Source organism: Sorangium sp. So ce1504, from assembly GCF_051521635.1.
GTDB classification, from domain to species: Bacteria; Myxococcota_A; Polyangia; order Polyangiales; family Polyangiaceae; genus Sorangium; species Sorangium cellulosum_B.
This window is the reverse complement of record NZ_CP150365.1, coordinates 2,266,502-2,290,652: the sequence shown is the minus strand read 5'-3', so window position 1 is coordinate 2,290,652 and position 24,151 is coordinate 2,266,502. Positions and strand designations below refer to the sequence as shown.

The window sequence follows — 24,151 nt, the reverse complement described above, 5'->3', positions numbered from 1 at the left end:
GTACGAAAGCGGCGAGCCGTCGCGGGGAGGCGTCCGCAGCGGGTCAGCCCGAGGCGAGGCGCGCGGCGAACCGGGCGGCGGCGCAGGTGAGGGGCCGACTCGGCTGCTGCTGCCGGAAAATCACGCGCTGGCGAACGCAGCTGAGAGGAGCCCGTGGCCGTCGCGCTTGCCACCGACGAGGCGCACGCGACGGAAACCCGGACCCGCTACTCCCGGAAGACGGTCACCGTCGTCGGCGTCGTATGGCCACCGCCAACGCAGTTCGGGAAGCTGCCGTCCGACGTCGGAGCGCCGCAGATGGCGTCGCAGTCGCCGAGGACGTCGACGATGCATCCCTGCGTGTCGACGCCCGTCCCGCCGCACACGCGGCTGATGAGCGTCGAGCCGGGCGACTTGCACGCGAACCGGCGCTGCTCCGGCGCGAAGAGGTCGCCGAAATAGGCCGCCTCCCGCCGAGGGAAGGCATCCCGCTCCGCTTGATCCGAGTCAAGGGCCTTGTGCTTGCCACGCATCGAGATGGGCACGCTTTGCCCGACATCGTTGATTCTGGCCAGCATGCAGGCCGAGACCCAGCCTTGGCAGTGAGCGTTGCACTTCCCATGAGCTCGGCCCCACTCGACGGCAAGACCGATGCTCCCCCCGAAGGTATAGGTCTCGCCGTCCAGGGAGACCTGCACGGATTGCCCCTCCGGGAGCGCGCAGCTCGCCACGTACGTCAAGAACTCGCGAGCCAGAGGATCGCGCAGCGCCCTCATGACATCGCTGCTGCTCGCGACTGCGTCGCTCGTCAGCGCGTTGCCCGTGAGCGCTTCCGTGGCAAGCGTGTCTGTCGCGAACGCACTCTCCACGAGCGCTTCCTTCGTGAACGCATTCCGCGTCACCATCTCTTGCTCCGCCGTGCCGCCGGCTGCCTCCAGGGGGTCAGCCTCGCCGATACAGGCCGGGAGAACGCACGATAGACCCAGCAACGAGATTGCGAATTTGAAACGGTATTGCATAGCCCCCTCCTCACAAATGAAACACGCATCAGGAATTTCCTCAACGAATTTTCCGGAGGAACCCTAAAATTCCGCGCCTGCGGTGACGTCGTGAGAACGGCGAGGAAACGGTCGTTCAGGCGCGCTCGTGGGCAGCACACGGCTCCTGGAAGAGCCGCGAGCAGCGAGTCCCACGTGTGACGAGGCGCGAGTTCATGGACCGTCGCTGTCGCCGAGCCAGCGCGCCGCGAGCGCGAGCGTCTCGCCGTTGTCGAGCGCAGACAGAAACTGATCCCGGTAGCGAGGATTCGAGATCTGCCCGGCACGGGACATCACGCTGCGGCGCGCCCGCGCGATCGCGTCGAGCCCCTCGGCCTGCCGGCCGCTCGCGAAGAGCGCCTCGGCCCGCACGAGCCGGATCAGCGACTCGCCCTCCTCGACCGCGCCGAGCGACTCCAGGAGGGAGAGCGCGTCGCCGGAGAGGGCGAGCGCCTCCTCGGCGCAGCCCTTCCGGAGCAGGACCCGCGCGGAGAGGGCCCACGCCGCCGCGCGCATCGGCGGCGCGCTCCGCAGGAGCTCCGCGGCCGCGCGGGCCTCGGCCTCGGCGGTGCCGAGATCGCCGCCGAGCAGCGCCGCCTTCCCCAGGTAGGCGCGGGCGATCCCCTCGGCCCTCGGATCGCCCAGCCGCTGGAACGTCGCGATCGCCTCGGCCTGGACCCGCCGGGCCTCGTCGAGATTGCCGCGGGCGCTCATCACGTTGCCCAGGTTGGTGCGGGCGACCGCGGCCAGATCCGTGAGCTCCATCTGCTCCGCCGCGCGGAGCGCGGCGCGCAGCGCGGCCTCGGCCCCCTCGTAGTCCCCGAGCTCCATGGTGATGGCGCCCAGGTTCACCCGCAGCGAGCACGCGTTGCGGCGATCGCCGCTCCGCTCGAACACCGCGAGCGCCTCCTCGATGCCGTCGAGGCAGGCGCCGAGATCGCCGGAGGTCATGGTGCGGATGGCTCGCGCCTCGTAGAGCCTGGCGAGCACCTCGACGTCGAGGGGCCGCTCCTCCTCCCCGCTGCGCTCGAGGGCCTCGATGATCCCGTCCGCCACCGCGTAGCGGCCGCCGAAGGCGAGCCAGTTGGCCCCCTCGACGAGGCAGACGTCCCTCCCGGTCAGCGCGCGCTCGCGGGGCGACGCGCCCCGCGCCGTCGCCACCCAGGACTCCACGCGATCGAAGGCCCCCTGCTTGCCAGCCGCCGTGACCACCCAGGTCACGGCGGAGTACCAGGACGACGAGCCGAGCTCGAACAGCGCGACGGCGTCGAGCGCGCGCTGCTCGGCCACGGCGAAATCGCCACGCCACACGCGGGCCTCCGCGTCGACGAGGAGCAGCCCGCCCGCCTCTGCTCCGGTCGCGCCGCACGCGAGGCCGCGCTCGGCATGGCGGATCGCGGCGAGGAGATCGTTGCCGCGCAGCGCCTGCTCCGCCGCGCGCCGGTACCACGCGGCCGCGCGCCCCGGCTGGGCGCCGCGCTCGAAGTGCTCCGCGAGCTCCGCCGCGTCGCCCTTCCCCTCCCCTTCGAGCCACTCGCCCGCCAGCCGGTGGCCGAGCCGCCGGTCGTACTCCGTCAGCGCCCCGTACGCCGCCTCCCGCACAAGGCCGTGCCGGAAGCTGTGCTCGGCGTCGTCCGCGCCCGCCTCGATCGGAGGGCCAGGCTCGGGCGCCCCGGCACGGCGCGCCGGCGAGGCCTCGCGCTCGGGCCCGTCCCCGGGCCTGCCGCGCGCGGACGACGTGGAGGAGAGGCTTTCACCAGGCGCGCCGCCCCGGCCAGGCGGCCGCCTCGGGGCGATCACCTCGCGTTCGACGAGCTCGGCGAGCCGGACCGCCACCTCGGCGTCGGCGCCGCCGAGCAGCGCGGCGACGCCGGCGGGCCGGAAGCTCTGGCCGAAGACGCTCGCCGCCCGGAGGACACGCCGCGCCTCGGGATCGAGCGCCTCGAGCCGCGCCTGCACCATCGCCAGCACCGTCTCCGGCAGCGCGGCCCCTCGCCCCTCGGCGGCAGCGCGGATCTGCTCTTCCAGGAAGAAGGCGTTGCCGTCGGCCCGCTCGATCAGCGTGCCGATGATCTCCTCCGTGAGGGCGCCGCCGAGCGCCTGGCGCGCGAGCCGCTCGCTGGCGCGGCGCGAGAGCCCCGTGAGCTCGATCTCCTGGACGCCGCGGCCGGCCCACAGCTTCGGGAACATCTCGCGCACCTCGGGCCGGCCGAGCGCCAGCACCATGAGAGGCGCGTCGCGCAGGTTGCGGAGGGCGCTGTTGATCATGCCGACCGTGGGCAGGTCGCCCCAGTGCATGTCCTCGAGGACGAGCAGCACCGGCTGCGCCGCGCACTCGGCGCGCAGGAACTCCTCCCACGCGAGGTGCAGCTGATCGCCCATGAGCACGGAGCTCCGCCGCGCTGCCCTGAGCGCCTCGCTGGCCTCGTCCGGGAAGGGCGTCCCCACGAGCTCGCCGAGGAAGGGCGCGACGTGGGCGCCGCGCTCGCCGTGACGACCGACGCGCTCGCGGATCTTGCGCTGCACCGCCGCGGCCGGCGCGCCGTCGGCGACGCCGAGCGCGCGGCGGAGCACCTGCGCCAGGAGGCCGAAGGCAGAGCCGGCGCTCATGGGGTCGCCGCGCGCGATCCAGACCGCCATGGGCTCGTCCCGCGCTCGGAGGCGCCGGAGCAGCTCGACGCGCAAGCGCGACTTGCCCATGCCGGCGGGGGCCGTCACCAGCACCGCGGACGGGGTCTGCTCCTCGATGCACTGGACGAACGTCGCCTCCAGGAGCGACAGCTCGCGGTCACGGCCCACGCACGGCGTCGGCTTGCCGAGGAGGCGCGGCACCGCCTCGAGGTCGTCGCACTCGCCGCGCAAGAGATGGCCCGCGTGATCCGACCCGAGATCGAACCGCGCGCCGAGCAGGCCGGCCGTGACCTCGTCGATGCGGACCACGCCGAGCCGCGCCTCGTCGCCGGCGAGCAGCGCGGCGGCCTGATCGATGAGCTTGCCGATGGGAGATCGGGCGGTGATCTCGGCGCGCCCCGAGACGAGCGCGACGGGCGCGCCGCCGAGCAGCACCTGCATCGCGAGCGCGCACCGCGCCCCCCGGGCGGCGAGGTCGGTCGGCGCGACGAGGCCGGACAGCACCACGACGGGAGAGCGCGCCTCGATGATCTCGAGGCGGCCCTGGTGGCGCTCGGCCAGGGCGCTGAGCGCGCGCACGCGGAGCGCGTCCTCGCCCTCGGACCGGGTAGCGTCGCTGTCGAGCGCGCCGTCGCGGGCGAGGAGGAGGCAGATCATCCGGCGCTCGCCGGTCGTCAGCTCGGGCGTCGGGCCGCCGATGGGCAGGGGGAGGCCGCGCCGCGAGGCTGGCGCGAGATCGCCGAGCGACCCGAGCTCGGCGGCCACGGCCGCGCCGTCGCGGGGACGGTCGCGCGGGGCCTTGGCGAGCATGCGCGTCACGAGGTCGTCGAGCGCGGCCGGGACCTCGCCGCGGAGCTCCCGGAGCCGCGGCGGATCCTCGAGGAGGACCTTCACGAGCACCGAGAGGCCGTCGTTGCCGACGAACGGGGGCCGGCCGGTGAGGCAGCGGTAGAGGATGCAGCCGAGGGCGAAGACGTCGGCGCGGGCGTCGATGGCGACCTCGCCGCGCGCCTGCTCGGGGGCCATGTAGCCGGGGGTGCCGAGCATCACGCCGGGCATGGTGAGCTCCTGGCCTGCGTCCGCGACGCGCACGACGCCGAAGTCGAGGAGGGTGACCTCGTCGACGGAGCCGCCGACGAGCAGGAGGTTGCTCGGCTTGAGGTCGCGGTGGACGACGCCGAGCCGGTGGAGGGCGCCGAGCGTGGAGGCGACGCGCACGCCCAGCGAGCGGCTCTCGGGGACGGTGAGCGGCTCGCGGAGCAAGCGCTCGGCGAGCGTCTCGCCGGAGAGCCACTGCATGGCGAGGTAGAGCTCGCCGCACTCGGTCGTGCCGTGGGCGACGTACCCGACGACCCCCGGGTGGCGGAGCGCGGCGAGCGCGTGAGCCTCCCGGCGGAAGCGGTGCGACTCCTGCGGGCCCGTGCGCTGGAGGATCTTCAGCGCGACCGGCTCGCCCGTGAGCCGATCGCGGGCGCGGAAGATCTGCGCCATGCCGCCGGAGGTCGCGTGCCCTTCGATCTCGAAGCGGTCGGCGACGATGTCACCAGCGCGCATCAGCGGTACCCCCGAGACGACTCAGAGAGCCGCAGCGCTCGCCTGTGGGGTGCTTCGGACGAGCTCATCGCAGCGACCGAGGATATCCAGAACTGCAGCGCTCTCCGTCAGCAAATTGTGCTGTAAGCAAGGCAACGTCAGGGACCGCAGCCGGTGAGCTCGCGGCGAGGGCGGATCCGAGGTTGTGCGCCTCACCACATACGAACAACGATGTACTCCACGTCTGCCCGAGTCGATTGGCCCGGCGCGTGTCCGTCCTTGGCGCCGAGTACCTCATCGACGAGCCTCACCCAGGCGCGCTTTCCGTCGAAGACCGCGACCAGCTCATGCACGGGGGCGGCGCCGGCGGCGACCAGCTCGACCGCGTAACGGCGATTGCAGACTTGCCGCGCCGCGGCGAGGAGCGCCTGCTCCGGGGTTTCGCCTCGCTGTGGCACCTTGAGCTCCAGCACGGCGCCTGGACGGCCCGGCGCGCGCGGCCGCACGAGCATGCCCGCACGGCCGAGGCCGGACTCGCGGTTCGAGCGAACGTCGTAATCGCCCTCGAGCTGCACGAGGAGGCCAAGGATGAAGCCGTGATAGAGCTTCTCCGGCTCCCGGCCGGCGGGGTCCTGATAGGACATCACCGTGACGAGCAGGGAGCTGGCCTATGAAGGGCGTCCTGTCGACATATCCTGTCCTGCGCCCGCGCGGCGGAGCTCGCGACAATCGGACTGGCCGCGGGCTGGGACGAAGGGCATGGCGACTCGCCGCGCGCAGGGGCCATCGCTCGACGTGATGGGGTCGACGCCACCAGGGCGCGCGGGGGACTGTCCCCGGCCGCCCCCGGCGCGTCAAGGGCCCGGCCGGAATTGGAAAGTCGTCTGCTGAGCTCAGCGGCCTCGCATGTCCCGCATCCGCGCCGCCCCGATCGCGCCCGTTCCCGGCGCCGCCGCTGCTCCGCGTGGCCCGCCGCGCACCGTCGGTCTACCCTACCCAGGTGCGATCCCACGTTCTGGCCGGCTGCCTCGCGGTCCTGATCCCCGCGGCCGCGACGCTCGCAATCCCGCACGCCGAGGCCGCGGATTTCGATCCGTCCGGCCGCGGCAAGCGGCCCAGGCCGAAGGCCCCGAAGCCCGGCGGCAGCAAGCCTGGCCCCGCCGCGCGGCCGCAGCCCGCGAAGCCGCCGCAGGCGAAGCCGGAGCCGGCCGAGACCGGCGACGGGAAGCGGGGCGGCCCGTCGAGCGACGCGCTGATCGCGCGCTACACGGCCATCGTCATGAGCCAGCCGAGCGCGCCCTTCCCCCTCCAGCGCCTCGCCCAGCTCTACCGCGAGCGCGACGGGAACCTGAAGAAGCTCGTCGAGGAGTTCGAGCGCCGCGCCGCGCAGCCGGGGGCCGACGCCTGGGCCTCGAAGGTCGTGCTCGCCGGCGTCTACAAGCAGGACGGGCGCTACGACGACGCCATCAAGACCTACGAGGCCGCCATCGCGGACCGGCCCGGGGACCCGGCGGCGATGATGGCGCTCGCCCAGCTCGAGGCGGATCGCGGCGACAAGGCCCGCGCGCGCGCGCACTACGAGAAGGCGCTGCCGCTGCTCAAGGTCCCCGCGGACGTCGAGCAGACCCGGCGCACGCTGCTCGCGCTCTGCCTCGACCTCTCCGACTTCGAGGCGGCCAAGGCGCAGCACGACGCGCTCGTGAAGAACGCGCAGGGCTCGCTCTTCGTGAAGGCCGAGCTCGGGCGCGAGCTCTCGGCGCGCGGGCACCACGCGCGCGCCGAGGCCGAGTTCCGCGAGCTCGTGAAGGCCGCGGCCGGCGACAACCGGGCGCTCGCGCCGGCGCTGCGCGATCTCGGGCAGGCGCTCGCCAAGCAGAAGAAGATGGACGAGGCGCTCGCCGTGCTGAAGCGGGCGCTCGCCATCGCCGGCAGCGCCGCCGGGGTGCGGGCCGAGATCCTGCTCATCATGACCGACGCGTTCCGCGCCGAGGGCAAGCTCGCGGAGCTCATCGCGATCCTCGAGGCCGAGAAGGGGCAGGACTTCCAGCGGCTCGCGACGCTGGGCGCCCTGTACGAGGAGACCGGCGACGTCGACAAGGCGATCGGGATCTACAGGAGGGCGCTCGCGCTCGACGGCAAGCACATCGACACGCGGCTCCGGCTCGTCCACCTGCTCCAGACCGCCGGCGAGCTCGACGCCGCGATCCGCGAGTACGAGCTCCTGATCAAGGCGGCCCCGGGCAACGCAGACTTCGTCTTCGAGCTGTGCGAGACGCTCATCCAGCGGGGCGACCGGCCCAAGGCGCTCGCGCTGCTCACCCAGCTCGAGGGGCGCGTCGCGGACGAGGCCGAGACGCTCGCGGCCGTCGCCGATTTCTACGAGCGGGTGGAGGAGAAGGACCGGGCCCTCAAGGTGCTCCAGCGGCTCGCCGGGGCCGCGGGCGGCGATCCGAGCCACCTCGTCGACCTGGGCGACCGGTACTTCCAGGCCGGAGACAAGAAGAAGGCGCTGGAGACGTGGGCGCGCATCAAGCAGGTCGTGCCGAGCCGGGCGCGCGCCGCGGCCACGCTCGGCGAGGTGTACCTCGACCACGACATGGTGGCGGAGGCGCTCGCCGCGCTCCGGGAGGCGGCGCAGCTCGAGCCCGCGAACAGCCGCTACAAGAAGGCGCTCGCGATCGCGCTGGAGCGCACCGCGAGCGCGCTCGGCAACGCGGGGCCGCGCTACACGGAGGCGCGCGAGCTCTGGGAGCAGCTGCTCGCCGGGGCGGGCAACGACAAGCTGCTCGCGCGCGAGGCGCGCACCCACATCGTCAGCCTCTGGTCGCTCACCCACGAGCTGCCGAGCCGCGTCGCGCCGCTCGCCGCGCGCTTCAACGCGACCCCGCCCGACCTGGAGGCGGGGCGGCTGCTCGCGGAGGTGCAGCGCAAGCTGCACAGGCTTCCCGACGCCGAGGCCACGCTCCGGAGGCTGGTCCAGGCCGCGCCGGGCGACGAGGACTCGCTCCTCGCGCTGGAGCGCGTGCTCGTGCTCCAGCAGAACCTCCTCGGCGCGATCGACGTGCTGGGCAAGCTCGTCGAGGTGAACCCGAAGCGGGCCCGCGAGTTCTACCAGCGCATGGCGCAGTACGCCGCGGAGCTGTACCGCGACGACGACGCGATCCGGTACGCCGCGCGGGCCGTCGAGCTGTCGCCCGAGGACGCGAGCGGCCACCAGAAGCTCGGCGACATGTACCGCCGGCGGCAGGACTTCCCGCGCGCGATCGCCGAGTACCGGCAGGCGCTCGCGAAGAACGATCGGCTGTTCCCCGTGTACTTCGACCTCGCCGAGCTGCTGCTCACCGCGGGTCAGGCCGAGGAGGCCGACCGGCTCTTCCGCCGGGTGGTGAGGGCGTCGAACGACGAGGAGCTCGTCGCGCGCGCGGCGCGGATGTCGATGCAGGTGAACCTCGGCAGGGGCTCGCTCGAGGTGCTCGAGCGCGAGCTCCTGCCGGTCGCCGTCGGCAACCCGCAGAAGCCGCTCTACCGGCGGCTGCTCGTGGAGCTCTACGGCGCGATGACCTTCCCGCTGATGCAGAAGGTCCGCGGCGAGGGCCGCGCGGCGAGCGCGGCGGCGCGCGCGGAGCTCGCGAAGATCGGCGCCCGCGCCGTGAAGCCGCTGCTCGACGCGCTCGCGGACGAGAAGGAGTCGCAGCAGAAGGTCGCGATCGAGGTGCTGGCCTACGTCGAGAACAAGGGCGCCGGGCCGGCGCTCTACAACTTCGCGGTCGGCCAGGCAGACAAGGGCCTGCGCGCCCGCGCGATGATCGCGTGCGGCGCGCTGCGCGATCCGGCCATGCTGGAGCGCTACGAGCAGATGCTCGCGCCGCGCGACGCGGCGGCGAGCGTGCTGCCGAACGACGCGGTCGCGGTCGCCGCGACGTGGGGCGTGGCGCGGCTCGCGGCGGGCGGCGGGCGGCCGGCGGCCAAGGCGGTGGCGCTGCTCGCGCGGCTCCTGTCGTCGCCGGCGCCGGAGGTGCGGGCGCTCGCGGCGGTCGGCCTCGGGCTGACGCACGACCGGAAGCACGCCGCGGCGCTGTCCGCGGTCGCGAGGGCGCCCGAGGCCGGCTCCGTGCCGCGCGCCGCCGCGGTCCGCGCGCTGGGCGAGCTCGCGGGCGGCGGCGAGGGGCCCGCGCTGTTCATGTCGCTCGCCGACTCGAGCGAGCCGGAGCTCCGCCGCGCGGCGCTGCTCACGCTCGCGCGGCTCGGCGGCGGCGGCAGCGCGGGACCCGGGGGAAGCGGCGCCGGCAAGGCCGAGGCGGTCGCCGCGGGCGGGGCCGCCCAGGCGATCGCGGCCGGCGCGTTCTCGTCGGACGAGGGGCTGCGCGCCGCCGCGGTGTCGGCGGCGGTCGCGCTCACGCGGCGCGCGTACCCGCGCACGCGCGAGCCGCTGCCGGTGCCGGACGGCGCGCTGACGGTGAAGGGCGTGCTCGCGGGGCTCGACCCCGATCCGCCCGGCCCGGAGGATCGCGCGGCCGCGCTCGTGGCGCTCGGCCCGGCGCTGCAGAAGGCCGCGGTCGCCGCGGTCGCGACGTCGCCCGAGCGGGCCCTGGTCGTCGCGGACGCGATCCTGTCGCGCGGCGCGGCCGTGTCGGGCGGGGCAGGCGGCGATCGCGGCGCCGCCGGGGGCGTCGCGGCGCTCGGGCTCGCGCCGTTCACGGACGGGCGCGCGGCGCTCGCCCCGGAGCCGAGGCGGCAGGTGGAGGCCGCCGTCGAGGGGATCGCGGCGGCGGTCGTGAGCGGGTTCGTGGCGCTCGTGCGGCACCCGGCGATCGAGGTGCGCACGCGCGCGGTCGAGCTGCTCGCGACCCGGCCCGAGCCGGAGGCGCAGGCCGCGGTGGTCGACGCGCTCGGCGATCCCGAGGAGAGCGTGCGGCGCGCGGCGCTCGCGGCGCTCGGCGCGGTCCGGCACGGACCGGCGATCGCGGCCGTCTCGGAGCTCCTGCGGACCTCGTCGAGCTGGCCGCTGCGCGTGCGCGCGGCGGAGGCGCTGGGTCGGCTCGGCGCGCCGGGCGGGGGCGCGGGCGGCGGCAGGCCCAGTCAGGTGGCCGAGACGCTCGGTGAGGCGGCCCGCGCCGACGCGTACGCCCTGGTGCGCGAGGCGGCGGCCCGCGCCCTCGCCTCCGCGGACCGCGCGGCGGCGGCGCCGGTGCTCCGGCAGCTCGCAGCGAGCGATCCCGAGCCGCGCGTCCGCCAGACCGCGGCCGAGCTGATGCGGAGCGCCGCGCCTTGAGCCGCGCCGCTCCGCCCGGGCCGCGGCGCCGCGCGCTGCGGCTCGCGCCGCTCGCCCTCGCCGGCGCGATGAGCGCCGGCGGGGCGGCCGGCTGCGACGACCTGAGCCGGTTCTCGACGGCCGACGGGGAGGCGTACTGCGGCGCGATCACGCTGGGCGGCGCGTTCCGCGCCGGCCTGAGCCCGCGGGTGCAGATGCGGCTCACGCTCGACGCGGACGCGCTCGACGGGCCAGAGCCGCCTGGCGCGCTGTGGACCTACGAGGCGCCCGACGGGGCCACGTCCGAGCGGCGCCTCCTCGACGGCGCGCCGCTGCGGCCGATCGGCGCGCTCGCCCACGACCCGCTGTCGCGGCTGGAGTTCGGGGAGGGCCGGGAGCGCAACGCGATCTACGCGGTCGACGCGTCGGAGCCGGAGGCGGAGCCGCTGCTCGCGGTGCTGTCGCTGCGCACGGACGCGTCGGTCGAGGTCCGCCTGCTCCGGCCTGGCCGGGCGCCGCTCGCGCCGGGCGAGGCAGAGGTGGCGGGGCAGCGGCAGGTGTTTGGCAATTTCAGGCTGACGCGACGGGCAGGGACATGCGGGTTCTAGGGATCGAGACATCGTGTGATGAGACGGCGGCGGCGGTGGTCACCGAGGGAGGCGACGTCCTCTCCGACGTCGTGCGCAGCCAGGTGGCGCTGCACGCGCCTTACGGGGGCGTCGTGCCCGAGGTCGCGGCGCGCGACCACGCGCGCGCGGTGGTCCCGGTGGTGCGCGAGGCGCTCTCGCGCGCGGGCGTCTCGGCGGCGGATCTCGACGGCGTCGCGGTGACGTCGCGGCCGGGGCTCGCCGGGGCGCTGCTCGTCGGCCTGCAGGCCGCGAAGGGGCTCGCGTGGGCCGCGGGCAAGCCGCTCGTGGGCGTCGATCACCTCGTGGGGCACCTGCTCGCGGTGTTCCTGCGGCGGGGCGGCGCGCCGCTCTCCGACGAGCGCGAGCGGCCGTCGTTCCCGTACGTGGCGCTGCTCGCCTCGGGCGGGCACACGGCCATCTACCGGGTGGATGGCCCGGCGATCGGCGCGATCCGGGAGCTCGGCGCGACGCGCGACGACGCGGCGGGCGAGGCGTTCGACAAGGTGGCGAAGCTGCTCGGCCTCGGCTATCCGGGCGGGCCGGTGGTCGATCGGCTCGCGGCCGGGGGCGACGCGGCGGCCGCGGCGGACGCGGTGCCGGCGCTGATGGCGCGCAAGGAGTCGCTGGAGTTCAGCTTCTCCGGCATCAAGAGCTCGGTCGCGCGGCATGTGGCGAAGCGGGGGCGGCCGGAGGGGCAGGCGCTCCGCGACCTGTGCGCGGCGTTCCAGGGGGCCGTGGTCGACGCGCTCGTGCAGAAGACCGTGCGGGCCGCGCGGGCCGAGGGGATCGGGCGGGTGGTCCTCGGCGGTGGGGTCGCGGCGAACCAGGGGCTCCGCGCGAAGATGGCCGCGGCGTGCGAGCGGCGGGGCCTCGCGCTGTTCGTGCCGCCGCTCGCGAGCTGCACGGACAACGGGGCGATGATCGCGTATGCGGGCGCGCTGCGGCTCGCGGCCGGGGAGCGGGACACGCTGGATCTCGCGCCTGAGACGAGGACGGCGCTGCCGCGGGTGACCCGCAAGGGTGGTGGCGCGAGGTGATCGGGACAGGCCGGTAGCGGGAGCGGCGCGAGGGCGCGGAGGACGCGGATCCTGTATCTGTGGGGACATGGCGTCCGGTGGCGGACGGTGGCGGACAGTGGCGGACAGTGAAGTGATGGCTCGTGCTGGGGATTACCTCGGACTTGTACGCTGCGGCGAGCCGTGGTCTGATGCGTTCTCAGGATTCAGGCCGGTCCGCGCTTGCCGTTCTTCCGGCCGCGCGGGACAGGACAGGGCGGGATAGCCCGCCCGGCGGGGCGCGAGGATTGTAAGCCATGCAGCAGGTTGTTCTACCGATAGTGCTCGGGTTGATTGCGGTGGCGTGCGGCGCAGGCGCCGTGTTCCTGTTGATGCAGGCCACGCAGCTGAAGCGGAAGCTTCAGGACGCGAACCAGCACATCGAGGCGCTCCGGCAGGCGAAGGGCCAGCTGGATCAGCTGCGGGCGCAGTATGGGCAGATCCAGCAGGCGCTCGAGATCGCGAGGAGCGACGATCGCCAGAAGGTCGATTGGCTCGACGCCCAGCAGAAGGAGATCGACTGGTACAAGAGCGAGCTCGAGAGCCGGCCGAAGATCACGCAGAAGCGGTACAAGATCCTGACGCTCGGCATCAAGTGGACCGGCAAGACGTCGCTCACGCTCAAGTGGGCGAATCCTCTCGTGGATCTGGGCACGCTGCAGGGGACGAAGATCGAGCGTTACGAGCGGACCGTCAGCCACGTTCTCACGAAAGAGGTGTTGACGGAGCACGTGTTCGAGGTCGGCGACTGGGGCGGCGAGCACATCGTGGACGCGCAGCAGGAGCTCATCATGGAGGAGGTCCATGGGCTCTTGATGGTCGTGGATCTGGCGGGCAAGGACGGGCAGAAGGTCGAGCCGTCGCGGATCCAGGAGCAGCTCCGGGAGTTTCAGCCGCAGTCGCTGCAGTTCTTCTTCAGCCCGAAGACGCTGGCCTCGTGCAAGGCGGTTGTGCTCTTCATCAACAAGTCCGATGTTCTGTCCGGTACGCCGGCCGAGGTGGAGCGGGAGGCGCGCGGGTATTACAAGACGCTCATCGACAGCCTGGAGCGGTACAAGAACAACATCGACATTCGCGTGCTCGTCGGGTCGGCGAGCTACGGGCACAGCACGCATCACCTGTTCTCGCACTTCGTGGAGAAGATCCTCCCGAAGAACGCGTATGATCCGCAGCTCCTGCAGCGGATGAAGCAGGACATCAGCGGGCATTCGGCGTTGTCGCGGACCGCGGCGCTCCCTGCCCCGCCGGTGCCGCAGCAGGTCAGGCCCAATGTACGGTAGCGAGGGCGCTTCGGGGTATGTGATCCCGCGGTACCGCGCGCCGGCGGACGCGGCGTGGTATCACGTGCTGCACGGGAACATCCCGGGGCACCAGATCGACTTCATGTACTGCCCGGAGGTGCCGCAAGGGCCCCTCACGACGACGCAGTTCAGCCACCTGGCGCGGCTGATGAAGTACATCGAGCCTGCGACGGGGGCGACGCACGCGTTCGCGATTGGCAATCTGTCGAGGGATGACACGCAGCACGAGCCTGGCCACGGGGCGGTGGGGCTCATCTTCGGTTTCCGGATCGGCGGGGCGGTCGACCATGCCGGGCGGGGGAACCCGCCGTTCGCGCACGGGATCGTCGCGGTGGATCGGGACCTCGGGTATGCGACGCTGCTGGAGGCGTCGGCGACGTTTTACCGGCACGTGATGAACGCGACGGAGCTGAACTCGTCGGCGGGCATGTTCTACCGCGAGTACGTGAGCGCGGTGCGGGAGGCGCCGGAGCGGGTGGCGCACGTGCTGGAGCGGTATGTCGAGGAGTTCGGCGATCTGCCGTATCTCCGGCGGAGCGGCGCGACGTGGGACTGGGTGGCCGACGAGGGGGCGCAGCCGAAGCGGGTGGTGATCGTCCACAAGCCGGATGAGCCCTTCGGGTCGATCGCGCTCGCGGCGGCGAAGATCGCGACGGTGTTGTACCGGTCGAACATCAAGTGGACGTCGATCACGAGCGGGCGGGAGGCGGATATCCCGGGCGGGGTATCGGTGCGGTTCGTGCGGGAGCGGGACGTCACGATGGAGGACCGGCACGGGGTGCTGATCCGGATCGAGGAGGTCTCGGAGGACGAGGGGGAGATCGCGCGGGGGATGTTCGGGGCGCGGCCGCTGGCCGAGGTGGAGGAGAAGCCGCAGTTCGGCGGCGGATGGCGCGAGCGGTTTGCGGCGCAGCAGGGCGGGACGGGGCCGGTGGGCGTGGCGGGCGCGATGCCGGGGGTGGCGCTGCAGGAGCGGCGGGTACCGGGGTCGATGCCGCCGTCGCAAAAGGGCGTGGCGGGGCCGGCGGGGCCGGCGTCGCAGCAGGTTGGGCCGAAGGGGACGCTGGTCATCGATTCGGAGAAGCTGCTGGGGAGCGCGGCGCTGGCGGCGGGGGTCGAGGCCGGAGGCACGGGGCCCGTGCGGATGGGCCAGGCGGCGGCGGGGAATGCCGTGCCGGCGCAGGCGGCGAGCGGCGTTGCGGGGCGGGCGGCGAGCGGCGGGGCGTGGAGCGCGCCGGCGGGGCCGATGCCGGCCGCCGGCTTGGAAGAGCGCGACGAGATCCCGGTCATCGTGGAGAAGCCGGCGTCGTCGCGGACGTGGATCTGGGCCGTCGCGGGGCTCGGCTTCATGGCCGTGGCGGGCATGGTCGCGGTGCTGGTATCGCAGGGGACGCCCGGGGGTGGGACGGCGACGCCGGAAGCGACGGGGCCGGGCGTGGCGGCGCCCGCGGGGAGCGCGGCGGCGCCGGGGCCGAGCGCCGAGGCCGGCACGGCGGCGACGACAGGCTCGCCCGCCACGACGGCGCGGCCGGAGGCGACGGCGAAGCCGCAGGCGGGGCAGGAGCAGCCGCAGCAGGGTGAGCCGCTGCCGAAGGCGCAGCCATCGGGGCGGACAAGGAACACCAAGGTAGGTGGGACTGCGCCGGGGCGCTTGGACGCGAAGCCCAGAGGGGGTAAGGTGCCGCCGTCGAGCACTGCCGTCCCGCCTCTCCCCGAAGGGAAGCCTGAGTTCTGATGACTCCGACGATGAGGAAGCAACCGCTGCTGTGGAGCTGGAGCGTGGCCGTGGCGTTGATGACGCAGGCGGCGGGCGCGCAGCAGCCGGCCACCGCGGCCGCCGCCGGCGAGACCGACGCGCTGACGGACAAGGCGCGACAGCTCTACGAAGAGGGGAGACAGGCGGCGGCGGCGGGGAAATGGGCCGACGCGCACGCGTCCTTCCTCGCGGCGTGGGCGATCAAGCCCCATTACCAGATCGCGTCGAATCTGGGGGTCGCGTGCCTCAAGCTGGGCAAGCACCGCGACGCGGCAGAGTACCTGACGCGGTATCTGCGCGAGGCGCCGGCCACCAAGGTGAACGAGCGACAGAACGCCGAGGCGTCGCTGAAGGAGGCGCTCGCGAAGGTCGCATCCGTGACGGTGCAGGTGACGCCGGCAGGGGCGGAGGTGACGGTCGACGGGGCGGTCGTGGGCAAGGCGCCGCTCGCGGATCAGGTGTTCTTGGCACCGGGCGAGCACGAGATCGGGGCGAAGCTCGAGGGATACGCGCCTGCGACGCGTCCCCTCGCGGCGGTAGCGGGCCGTGCGGAGACGGTGACGGTGCAGCTGGAGCGCGCGCCGGCCGCGGGCGCGGGAGTGCGTCCCTTCGTTGTGGAGCCGGTGGCGCCGGTGGCGCCGCGCGCTGAGCTGCGGACGCCGTTGCTCGTCACGGGCGGGGTCGTGGCGGGCGCCGGCATCGTGACCGGCGTGGTCTTCGCGGTGCTCTCCGGCAATCGAGCCGATCGCGCAGAAGAGGTCAGGAACGAGCTGAGCGGTCGCTGGAACGGCGAGCGTCTATGCCCCGACGGGGACGTCCCGAAGTGCAGGGAGCTCAAGGACGCGGTGCTCGACGAGATCCACTTCAGCAACATCGGGTTCTGGAGCCTTGTCGCGGGAGGCACGGTCGGGGTCGGCACGCTGGTCTACGGACTGGTAACAATGAATGCCGAGCCTCCGAAACCGGGTCAGGGCGCACGCGTGGCGCCGCTCCTCGGACCGGGCACTGCCGGGGTTTCGCTCAGCGGAAGTTTTTGAGCTTACCTACTTCGAAGGGAGAAGGCCGAACCATGCGTCGTCGTGCCCATCTTGCTGCTGTGATCCTCCTGGCGACGATGGTCATGGGATCCATAGGGCCTCGATGCGACAGCGAGTCTGAGATAAAGATCCTGGCGCTGGAAAGTGCCCCCAGCGGAACAGCAGGAGGGCCGCCGGATCCGCCGCCGAACTGTGTGCCAGGAGAGGGCGAAGGGTGGGAGGCCGACGCGTTGTGTGGTGGGATCTTCGTGAGGCTCGACGGAGACGATGAGAACGCCGGGACGCCGGACGCGCCGGTGAAGTCGTTGGGGAGAGCCATCGCCCTCGCGACCGCCCTCCCCGATGCCACGAAGAAGAACGTATATGCCTGCGCCGAGACGTTCGAAGAGAAGGTCGAGATCCAGGCAGCTGTGACGCTGTTTGGTGGACTCGACTGCGCGAATGGCTGGGGATGGATAGGCGATCAGAAGCGGACGACGCTGACGGCCGAGGCTGGGACCATCCCTCTCACGATGCATGGGGGCGGATCAGTTCGGATGGAGGACGTGCATGTCCTTGCTGAATCCGTTCTGACGTCCGGTGCGTCGTCGATCGCGGCGATGGCCGATGGTGTCACGGTCTCGCTGGCGCGCTGCACGATTGAGGCAAGTGATGCCGCACCTGGCGCCGATCAAAGCCAAGACACGAACAGCGCCACGCGCGGTAGCGATGGGAACCCAGGTGAAGGTGGGTGTACGGCTGCTGTTGTCCCCGGTGGCGCCGAGCCAGTCAACAACTGCGAAGATGGGGGCGAGGTCTCCATCGGCGGTGCTGGCGGAGTAGGACAGCCGAACAACGGTGTCATTGGCAGTGATGGCACACCGGGTGGCTCGGCCAATGGCGGAGCCGGGCAGACGGCAGGAGGAACTCTCTGCCGCCCCGGCGACGCTGGCGCCAATGGCACGCCCGGCGGGCCAGGCACCGGGGCCACGGCTCTCGGTACCCTCACACAAGGTGGCTACATCGGCCTATCCGGCGTTTCCGGCATGCCCGGAAACACGGCTCAAGGTGGCGGCGGCGGTGGCGGCGCTCGCGGTGTTCCCAACACTCCCAACCCCGGACGTTCCTGCCCTGACCCCAATGCCAAAGGAGTCGGTGGCGCCAGCGGCGGCTCGGGCGGCGCGGGCGGCTGCGGTGGTAAGGGCGGCCTCGGGGGTTCCGCCGGCGGCGCGAGCATCGCGCTCATCAGCCTCGACGCCACCCTACAGCTCCACGACGTCACCCTGAAGACAGGCAGCGGTGGCAAGGGCGGCAACGGCGCTCCAGGACAGCGCGGCGGCGCCGGCGGCGCCGGCGGCCTGGGCGGCACGGCGCTATCGGGCTCCTCCGGCCTTAACGACGCCTGCGACGGCGGCCGCGGCGGTCAGGGCGGCCAGGGCGGCCGCGGCGGCGGCGGCCGCGGCGGTCACTCCATCGGCATCGCCTTTCGCGGCACACCGCCGCCCATGGACGCGAACGACATCCATTTCGAGCTCGGCGAGCCTGGCCTCGGCGGCGAGGGAGACGGGAACGACGGCGACGGCGCCCCCGGAGCCAAGGCGCCGACGCTAGATTTCTCCTCCCCCTGACGCCATGGCCCCATCGATGGCCCCTCGTGCGTCTCGCGCGCCCCCAATGGCCCCGCAGTCGCGCCAGCGGCGTCGCTCGGCGCAGCCCGCTTCCCGTGATGTCACCGCTCCACCGAGGGGAGCGCAGACACGCCGTCAGCACCCCTGACCTCAGCGTCCGCCACGCGCCCGAGCTTCCGTCCACCACGCCCGCGTCGAGAGAACCCCGGTCGCCACCGCATCACCGCCTGCCCCGCGCCTCCCTCCGCCAGCCGCTGCCACCCGATCCACCCCCGCTCGCCTTCGTCCTCTTCCTCCCCCACGCCCGGATCCGCTAGCCTCTTCCCTCCTCCCGAACTCCCGCCCATGCACCTCGGCGCCGGCTCCGTCCTCATCGGCAAGTACCGCCTCGAGCGCCCGCTCTCTCGCGGCGGCATGGGCTCGGTCTGGGTCGCGCACCACCTCCAGCTCGGCACGCCGGTCGCCGTCAAGTTCATGGACCCGGCCTACGCCAACTCGCCCGCGTTCCGCGCCCGCTTCGAGCGCGAGGCGCGCGCGGCCGCCCAGCTCAGGACCCCGCACGTCGTCAAGGTGCAGGACTTCGGCATTCACGAGGGCGTCCCGTACCTCGTCATGGAGCTCCTCCAGGGCGAGGACCTCAACGCGCGCCTCCTGCGGCGCGGCCGCCTCCCGCTGCTGGAGGCGCATCGCATCCTCGCCCAGACCGGCAAGGCCCTGCGCAGCGCGCACGACGCCGGCCTCGTCCATCGCGACCTCAAGCCCGCCAACCTCTTCCTCGCGCGCGTCGACGGCGAGGACGAGGACATGGTGAAACTCCTCGACTTCGGCATCGCCAAGGAGACCACCTCGAAGCTCGTCGCCGACGCCTCCACGACGGGCGAGGTGATGGGCTCGCCCCACTACATGAGCCCGGAGCAGCTCCGCGCCGAGCGCGACGTCGACGCGCGCAGCGACCTCTGGGCGCTCGGGGTCATCCTGTTCCGCATGGTCACGGGATACCTCCCCTTCCCCGGCGATGTGCTCGCGCAGGTCATGACCAGGATCCTCGTCGACCCGATCCCCTCCGCGACCCAGCTCGCCCCCGGCCTGCCCCCGACCATCGACGCCTTCTTCCACCGGGCGCTGGCGCGCGATCGGGCCCACCGGTTCCAGACCGTCCGCGAGATGGTCGACGAGTTCGCGCGCATCGCGGGCGCGCCGCGGTTCGCGTCGTCCGTCTCCGATGCGCACGGACCGTTCCCCCTGGCCCCCACCGGCTTCGTTCCAGGGGCGGCGACGCCCCTGCCCGGAATGCCACTGGGGCCGGGCGGCACGACCCCCGGCGGGCCGCTCGCCTCTTCCCCGGCGCCGCTGGCGGGCTCTGTCTCGGCGGGCACGCTGACTGGCACGATCGATCCTGCCAAGCCGTCCGGTGGACGGCGCTCGGTCGCGTGGACGACGTGGCTCATCGCCGCGGGCGCCGCGGCTGCCGTCAGCGGGCTCGGCGTGACGCTCGGAGCGTACTATGGCGGGCAGGCCGAGCTTCCCTCTCCCGCAGACGCCCCGGCGACCGCCGAGCTCGCGGCCTCCCGCCCGGAGATCACCACCCGCGACGCCCCGTCCGCGCCCCCTGCGAGTCGCCTTGCTGCAGAGACGTCGACCGCTGCACCCCTCGTCGTGCCGTCTGCGCCGGCGCCGGATGCGGGTTCGGACACCGCCTCCGAGCCATCAGCGCAAGACCCCACGCCGCCCAGCGAACCGGCGGCCGTTCGCACCGGCGCGCCGGCAGCGGGTCGCACGGGCGCGCCGAGCGACGATCGCGGCCCTGTTGCGCCACCCGCCGGCACACAGCCCCCGAGCGGCCCCGCCCCCCACAGCACATCCCCTCGGCGACCGTCTCCGCCGACACCCCCCAGCCCGCCGCAGACGTCGAAGCAAACGAAGCCGCGCTGGGGGATCTGAGGGAAGTCGAAGGGAGGGGAGCAGCAGTCTCCGGCGCTCCGAGAGCACGCTTCTCCCTCCGGGAAGCCCCTGGGCCGAGGCCGTCGCCGCGCAGCACGGCGGCAGGGCGGCGTGCTGCGGAGCCGCTGCACCATCACGCCCTGCGTGGAACGGGTGGACAAAAGCTTCCGTCACGGCGCGGAAGAAGTACGGTCCGCGCTCCAGGGTGGGTAAAGTACGGCTGTACGCGTCTTCCGAACCGCAGCTCCCTGGAGCACCGCTGGACTCCTTATGACGACGAACCGCCCGCTGCTGTGGACCTTGAGCATCGCCGTCGCCTTGCTGGCACCTGCCGCCGGAGCGCAGCAGGCGGCCCCTCGGGCCGAGGCGCAGGAGAGCGATGCGCTGACGGACAGGGCGCGCCAGCTCTTCGAAGACGGGGTGAAGGCGGCCAACGCGGGAAAGTGGGCCGACGCGCACGCGGCGTTCCTCGCGGCGTGGGGGCTCAAGCCGCACTACCAGATCGCCTCGAACCTGGGCGTGGCCTGCCTCCGGGTGGGCAAGCCCCGCGACGCGGCCGAGTACCTCACGCGCTACCTCCGCGAGGCCCCCGCGACGAAGGTCCAGGAGCGGCAGCGCGCGGAGGCGTCGCTGCAGGAGGCGCGGGCGCAGGTCGCGGCGGTCACGGTCCGCGTCGCGCCGGACGGGGCCGAGGTGACCGTCGACGGAGCCAGCGTCGGGCGAGCGCCGCTCGCAGATCCCGTGTTCCTCGACCCGGGACGGCATGAGGTGGGAGCGAAGCTCGACGGGTATGTGCCGCAGACGCGCTCGGTCGAGGCGACCGCGGGGGGCACGAAGACGGTGGTCATCGCGCTGGAGCGCCCTCCGGCGGCGGACACGAGGCGTGCCGGCGCGGAACGGAGCGTCCCGCCGGCGCCCGGGGTGTCGCGGGACGGCGGGAGGACGGCCGTGCTCGTCGGGGGCGGCATCGTCACCGGCGTCGGAATCGCCGCGGGCGTCGTGTTCACGCTCGTCGCCAACGGCAAAGCGAGCGATGCGGCACGGCAGAAGAGCGTGATCGCCGCCATGGATCGCGGACCCGTCCCCATCAGCTGCGCGACCCCCGATGGCAGTGATCAGACGCAGCAGTGCAGCAAGCTGCGCTCGCTGGTCGACGACCAGTATCTTTTCAGCAACCTGGCGCTCGGGAGCTTCATCGGCGCAGGCGCGAGCGCGGTGGTGACGCTCGGCTACACCTGGCTCGCTGGAGCGCCGAGCGAGCCAGAGCAACGGGTGCATCTCTTTCCGCTCGTGATGCCGGGCGGCGGCGGGCTCGTCGCCGGCGGCGTGTTCTGAGCCGAGGAACCATGAACCGACGAACACAGAGGGCGATACGGCTTGCCGCGTGTGGAGCCTCGACGCTGACCCTGGCCACGATCGCAGCGGTGCTCCCGACGGCGAGCTGCCTCGGCCCCGACTGCAGCGAGCTGTATGAATGCGGCGGCGGGCGCGGGGTGGGCGGAGAAGCAGACGGCGCGGGGGCCGGCGGCGCATCAGGGAGCGGAGGTGCCACGGGGACCGGGGGAGCCGGCGGGACCGGCGGCGCGGCAGGGAGCGGAGGTGCCACGGGGACCGGAGGAGCCGGGGGAGGGCCGACGCCCGTGGGGTGCGTGCCCAGCGAGGCGCAGACCTGGACCGCGGACGCGAGCTGCGGCTTGTTCGTGTCGGCCACGGCGGACGACGGGGGTGACGGGAGCCCGGGTGCACCGGTGAAGACGCTCGCGGAGGCCCTCCAGCGCGCCGCGCTGATCGAGGACGAGAAGGCGCGGCGCGTGTATGCGTGCGCCCAGACGTTCAACGAATCGCTCACCGTGACGGCGGGGGTCACCCTTTACGGTGGTCTCGATTGCGATACAGACTGGCAACGAAGCGAGATGAACAAGACCATCCTCACGGCGCCGCCCGGGGTTGTGCCGCTGGCCATGCGCGCCCAAGGCGAGACGGTGCGCCTTGAGGATCTTCATGTCTTCGCTCCGTCGATCGATCCGGCTGACGCGGGGACCTCCGCCATCGCGGCGATCGCCGAGGGCTGCGCCGTCGACCTGATTCGGTGCACCTTCGAGGCGAGCCATGCGGCGTCCGGTGCACCGGGGACGGCCTCTGCTATGCAACCCGCGCAGCCCGCCCAAGGCAACGGGGGGAACCCTGCATGCTCGGCGAGCAGTGTATCGACCGTCGCTCCGCTGCCCGAAACCTGCGGCACAGCGGACACCTCCGACGACTCGATCGGGGGGTTGGGCGGTAATGGCTTCGAGACGCGCGGGAGCGATGGCGGCAGCGGCGCTCCCGGCGACGAGACGACTTCCAACATCGGCGAATACCTTACCGCAAGCGCGTCGTGTACCCAGGGCAAGCCAGGCAGAGCGGGTGACGACGGCGCACCAGGCGCAGGGGCAGTCGGCATCGGCCAGCTCTCCACCGCAGGCTACACGGGGTCGTCCGGCCGCAATGGCCAACGCGGAGCGACCGCCCAGGGCGGCGGGGGTGGCGGTGGCATGGGCGGGAGCACATCATGCCCTTCTCGTGACAGCCGTGGCGGCGCCAGCGGCGGCAACGGCGGCGCTGGCGGCTGCGGCGGTGCTGGCGGCAGGGGCGGCTCTGCCGGTGGGTCGAGCATCGCCCTGGTGAGCATCAACGCAACGCTCACGTTCCGTGAGGGCGTCCAGCTGATCGCTCGTAATGGCGGCAGGGGCGGCGACGGTGCCAACGGTCAGGAAGGCGGACATGGCGCGTTGGGCGGGCCGGGCGGGACGGGTTCGAGCGTGCACCACGCGAGCGAAGCCTGCAGCGGCGGACGGGGCGGCAAGGGAGGCTCCGGCGGCCGGGGCGGCGGTGGGCAAGGCGGCCATTCCCTCGGCATCGCCTTCCTGGGCATCCCAAACGCCGTCCCGTCCATCGAGACCGTGACGGTCCAATTGGGCGTGGCCGGCGACGGCGGCGATGGCAGCGATGCCGAACATGCCGGCAGTGCGGGTGAGGCCCAAAAACTGCTGGATTTCTCTCCGCCTCAGCGAACGCCGGCGCCATGACGTCCGCCGGCGTCTCCGCCTCGGTCTGCCCCGCGCCCGCGCGGCGCGTCAACGGCCTTCCGGGGAGCTCGCCCGGCACCCTTGGCTCCGGTGGTCAGGGCATGGCCCTCGACCACGCCAGCGCCACGGCGGATCGCGAGCCATCCGCTCGAGCTCCGCTGAACCGCCCACCGCCCGCATGCACCTCTCCGTCATGAGATTCCGCCGACGGCTCCCCTTGGGTCTGCTGCTCGTGTTCGCGCTCCCGGCCGTGCCGGCCACCGCGATGTCCCGGCCGGCCCAGCCGACCCAGGCAGCCAAGGCCGCGGCGCTGGCCCTCGCCGACAAGGGCTGGGAGCATTTCCAGGGCGGCCGCTACGAGGAGGCGCTCGCTGCCTTCCGCGACGCTTACGACCAGGTCCACGCTCCTCCGATCCTGCTCTACGCGGCGCGATCCTGCGAGCGGCTCGGCCGCCTGATCGAGGCGCGCTCGCTCTTCCAGCGGGTCGTGGACGAGCTGCTCGAGGCCAGCGCGCCGCAGGAGTTCCATGAAGCCCAGGCGAAAGCCAGGGTCGAGCTCGCCGCGCTCGCGTCCCGCATCCCGACCCTGGAGATCGCGATCACGGGCGTGGCGCCAAGCGCGGTGGAGCTGACGCTGGACGGAGAGCCCGTCTTTCAGACCGGGCCGCTGGAGCGCGACCCCGGCGAGCACACGGTCGTCGCGACCATGCCGGGGCAGGCTCCGGTGACGAGGACGATCCGGCTGAGCGAGGGCGCGAAAGAGCGTGTCGCCCTGGTCCTGGCGCCCGCCCCCGCGGTGGCGACGCGATCGGCGCCCCCCTCGGGTGATGGGATCCACTCCGCCAGGAGCGACATGGACATGCCCGTGCTCGTCGGCGGCGCGGTCGCGACCGGCGTCGGCGCGGTGACGGGCGTGCTCTTCACGGTGCTCGCGAACGACCGGGCCGGAGACGCCGAGGCGCTGAAGACGACGCTGCTCGCGGGCGGTCGGAACCCGTGCACGACCCGGCCCGCCCCCGCGGCGTGCACACAGCAGGGCCAGGCGGTCGACGAGAGCCGACTGTACAGCAACGTGGCGTTCTGGAGCTTCGCGGGGGCCGGGGCAACCGGCCTCGGGACGCTGCTCTATGCGCTCGTGCTCCGCCCTGAGGCCCCCGTTCAGGTGACGCCCGCGGTGGGAATGAACGACGTGGGGCTCTCGGTGGGCGGAGCGTTCTGACGACGGTGACCTCGGAATGAGGAAGGATGGCTGATGCCTCGGATTGCTCGTACCGCCGCGCTGTTCGTCCTCGGCCCAATGGCCACCAGCCTCGCTCCGGCGGGCTG

The 24,151-nt window shown here is 73.2% G+C and carries 14 protein-coding genes; 11 read left to right on the top strand and 3 right to left on the bottom strand.

The window, feature by feature from the left end:
* Window positions 1-206 precede the first annotated feature (206 nt).
* From WMF39_RS08780 to WMF39_RS08770, 3 genes are all read right to left on the bottom strand, one after another.
* Complete coding sequence (locus tag WMF39_RS08780) at window positions 207-884, bottom strand: hypothetical protein (RefSeq protein WP_437745095.1); 678 nt, start codon at window positions 882-884, stop codon at window positions 207-209.
* A 306-nt stretch (window positions 885-1,190) separates the two neighbouring features.
* Window positions 1,191-5,201, bottom strand: a complete 4,011-nt coding sequence (locus WMF39_RS08775; RefSeq protein ID WP_437745094.1) for a protein kinase domain-containing protein — start codon at window positions 5,199-5,201, stop codon at window positions 1,191-1,193.
* 191 nt (window positions 5,202-5,392) lie between these two features.
* Window positions 5,393-5,824 carry a PD-(D/E)XK nuclease domain-containing protein gene (locus WMF39_RS08770; RefSeq protein ID WP_437747958.1) on the bottom strand — a complete coding sequence of 144 codons (432 nt, stop codon included), beginning with the start codon at window positions 5,822-5,824 and terminating at the stop codon, window positions 5,393-5,395.
* Window positions 5,825-6,180: 356 nt separating this feature from the next.
* On the opposite strand from WMF39_RS08770, the gene WMF39_RS08765 reads away from it, so the two are divergent.
* From WMF39_RS08765 to WMF39_RS08715, 11 genes are all read left to right on the top strand, one after another.
* Window positions 6,181-10,452 (top strand): tetratricopeptide repeat protein, encoded by a 4,272-nt coding sequence (locus WMF39_RS08765; protein ID WP_437745093.1) that lies wholly within the window; start codon window positions 6,181-6,183, stop codon window positions 10,450-10,452.
* On the top strand, window positions 10,449-11,039 hold the full coding sequence (locus WMF39_RS08760) for a hypothetical protein (RefSeq protein WP_437745092.1): 591 nt from the start codon (window positions 10,449-10,451) through the stop codon (window positions 11,037-11,039). Before WMF39_RS08765 ends, WMF39_RS08760 begins: the two co-directional genes overlap by 4 nt.
* Window positions 11,027-12,097, top strand: coding sequence for a tRNA (adenosine(37)-N6)-threonylcarbamoyltransferase complex transferase subunit TsaD (gene tsaD / locus WMF39_RS08755; protein ID WP_437745091.1), 1,071 nt, complete (start codon window positions 11,027-11,029; stop codon window positions 12,095-12,097). Before WMF39_RS08760 ends, tsaD begins: the two co-directional genes overlap by 13 nt.
* A 275-nt stretch (window positions 12,098-12,372) precedes the next feature.
* The gene (locus WMF39_RS08750) at window positions 12,373-13,395 is read left to right on the top strand and encodes a hypothetical protein (protein WP_437745090.1); all 1,023 of its coding nucleotides are present in this window, start codon (window positions 12,373-12,375) and stop codon (window positions 13,393-13,395) included.
* On the top strand, window positions 13,385-15,151 hold the full coding sequence (locus tag WMF39_RS08745; protein WP_437745089.1) for a hypothetical protein: 1,767 nt from the start codon (window positions 13,385-13,387) through the stop codon (window positions 15,149-15,151). The genes WMF39_RS08750 and WMF39_RS08745 overlap by 11 nt, the downstream gene beginning before the upstream one ends.
* An 11-nt stretch (window positions 15,152-15,162) precedes the next feature.
* Complete coding sequence (locus tag WMF39_RS08740; protein WP_437745088.1) at window positions 15,163-16,209, top strand: PEGA domain-containing protein; 1,047 nt, start codon at window positions 15,163-15,165, stop codon at window positions 16,207-16,209.
* Window positions 16,210-16,457: 248 nt separating this feature from the next.
* Complete coding sequence (locus WMF39_RS08735; RefSeq protein ID WP_437745087.1) at window positions 16,458-17,816, top strand: PGRS family protein; 1,359 nt, start codon at window positions 16,458-16,460, stop codon at window positions 17,814-17,816.
* A 345-nt stretch (window positions 17,817-18,161) separates the two neighbouring features.
* On the top strand, window positions 18,162-19,757 hold the full coding sequence (locus WMF39_RS08730) for a protein kinase domain-containing protein (protein ID WP_437745086.1): 1,596 nt from the start codon (window positions 18,162-18,164) through the stop codon (window positions 19,755-19,757).
* A gap of 270 nt (window positions 19,758-20,027) precedes the next feature.
* A complete protein-coding gene (locus tag WMF39_RS08725; RefSeq protein WP_437745085.1) occupies window positions 20,028-21,092 on the top strand; it encodes a PEGA domain-containing protein in 1,065 nt (354 codons plus the stop codon).
* Between the two features lie 413 nt (window positions 21,093-21,505).
* On the top strand, window positions 21,506-22,825 hold the full coding sequence (locus WMF39_RS08720) for a hypothetical protein (RefSeq protein WP_437745084.1): 1,320 nt from the start codon (window positions 21,506-21,508) through the stop codon (window positions 22,823-22,825).
* Between the two features lie 193 nt (window positions 22,826-23,018).
* Window positions 23,019-24,044, top strand: a complete 1,026-nt coding sequence (locus tag WMF39_RS08715) for a tetratricopeptide repeat protein (RefSeq protein WP_437745083.1) — start codon at window positions 23,019-23,021, stop codon at window positions 24,042-24,044.
* Window positions 24,045-24,151: the final 107 nt, after the last annotated feature.

What these genes read in the sequence shown, in the direction of transcription:
- WMF39_RS08780 (WP_437745095.1), bottom strand. Translation starts at nt 884, where the DNA reads ATGGTGACGCGGAATGCGTTCACGAAGGAAGCGCTCGTGGAGAGTGCG.
- WMF39_RS08770 (WP_437747958.1), bottom strand. Translation starts at nt 5,824, where the DNA reads ATGTCCTATCAGGACCCCGCCGGCCGGGAGCCGGAGAAGCTCTATCAC.
- WMF39_RS08715 (WP_437745083.1), top strand. Translation starts at nt 23,019, where the DNA reads ATGAGATTCCGCCGACGGCTCCCCTTGGGTCTGCTGCTCGTGTTCGCG.
- WMF39_RS08740 (WP_437745088.1), top strand. Translation starts at nt 15,163, where the DNA reads ATGAGGAAGCAACCGCTGCTGTGGAGCTGGAGCGTGGCCGTGGCGTTG.
- tsaD (WP_437745091.1), top strand. Translation starts at nt 11,027, where the DNA reads ATGCGGGTTCTAGGGATCGAGACATCGTGTGATGAGACGGCGGCGGCG.
- WMF39_RS08730 (WP_437745086.1), top strand. Translation starts at nt 18,162, where the DNA reads ATGCACCTCGGCGCCGGCTCCGTCCTCATCGGCAAGTACCGCCTCGAG.
- WMF39_RS08725 (WP_437745085.1), top strand. Translation starts at nt 20,028, where the DNA reads ATGACGACGAACCGCCCGCTGCTGTGGACCTTGAGCATCGCCGTCGCC.
- WMF39_RS08745 (WP_437745089.1), top strand. Translation starts at nt 13,385, where the DNA reads ATGTACGGTAGCGAGGGCGCTTCGGGGTATGTGATCCCGCGGTACCGC.
- WMF39_RS08750 (WP_437745090.1), top strand. Translation starts at nt 12,373, where the DNA reads ATGCAGCAGGTTGTTCTACCGATAGTGCTCGGGTTGATTGCGGTGGCG.
- WMF39_RS08775 (WP_437745094.1), bottom strand. Translation starts at nt 5,201, where the DNA reads ATGCGCGCTGGTGACATCGTCGCCGACCGCTTCGAGATCGAAGGGCAC.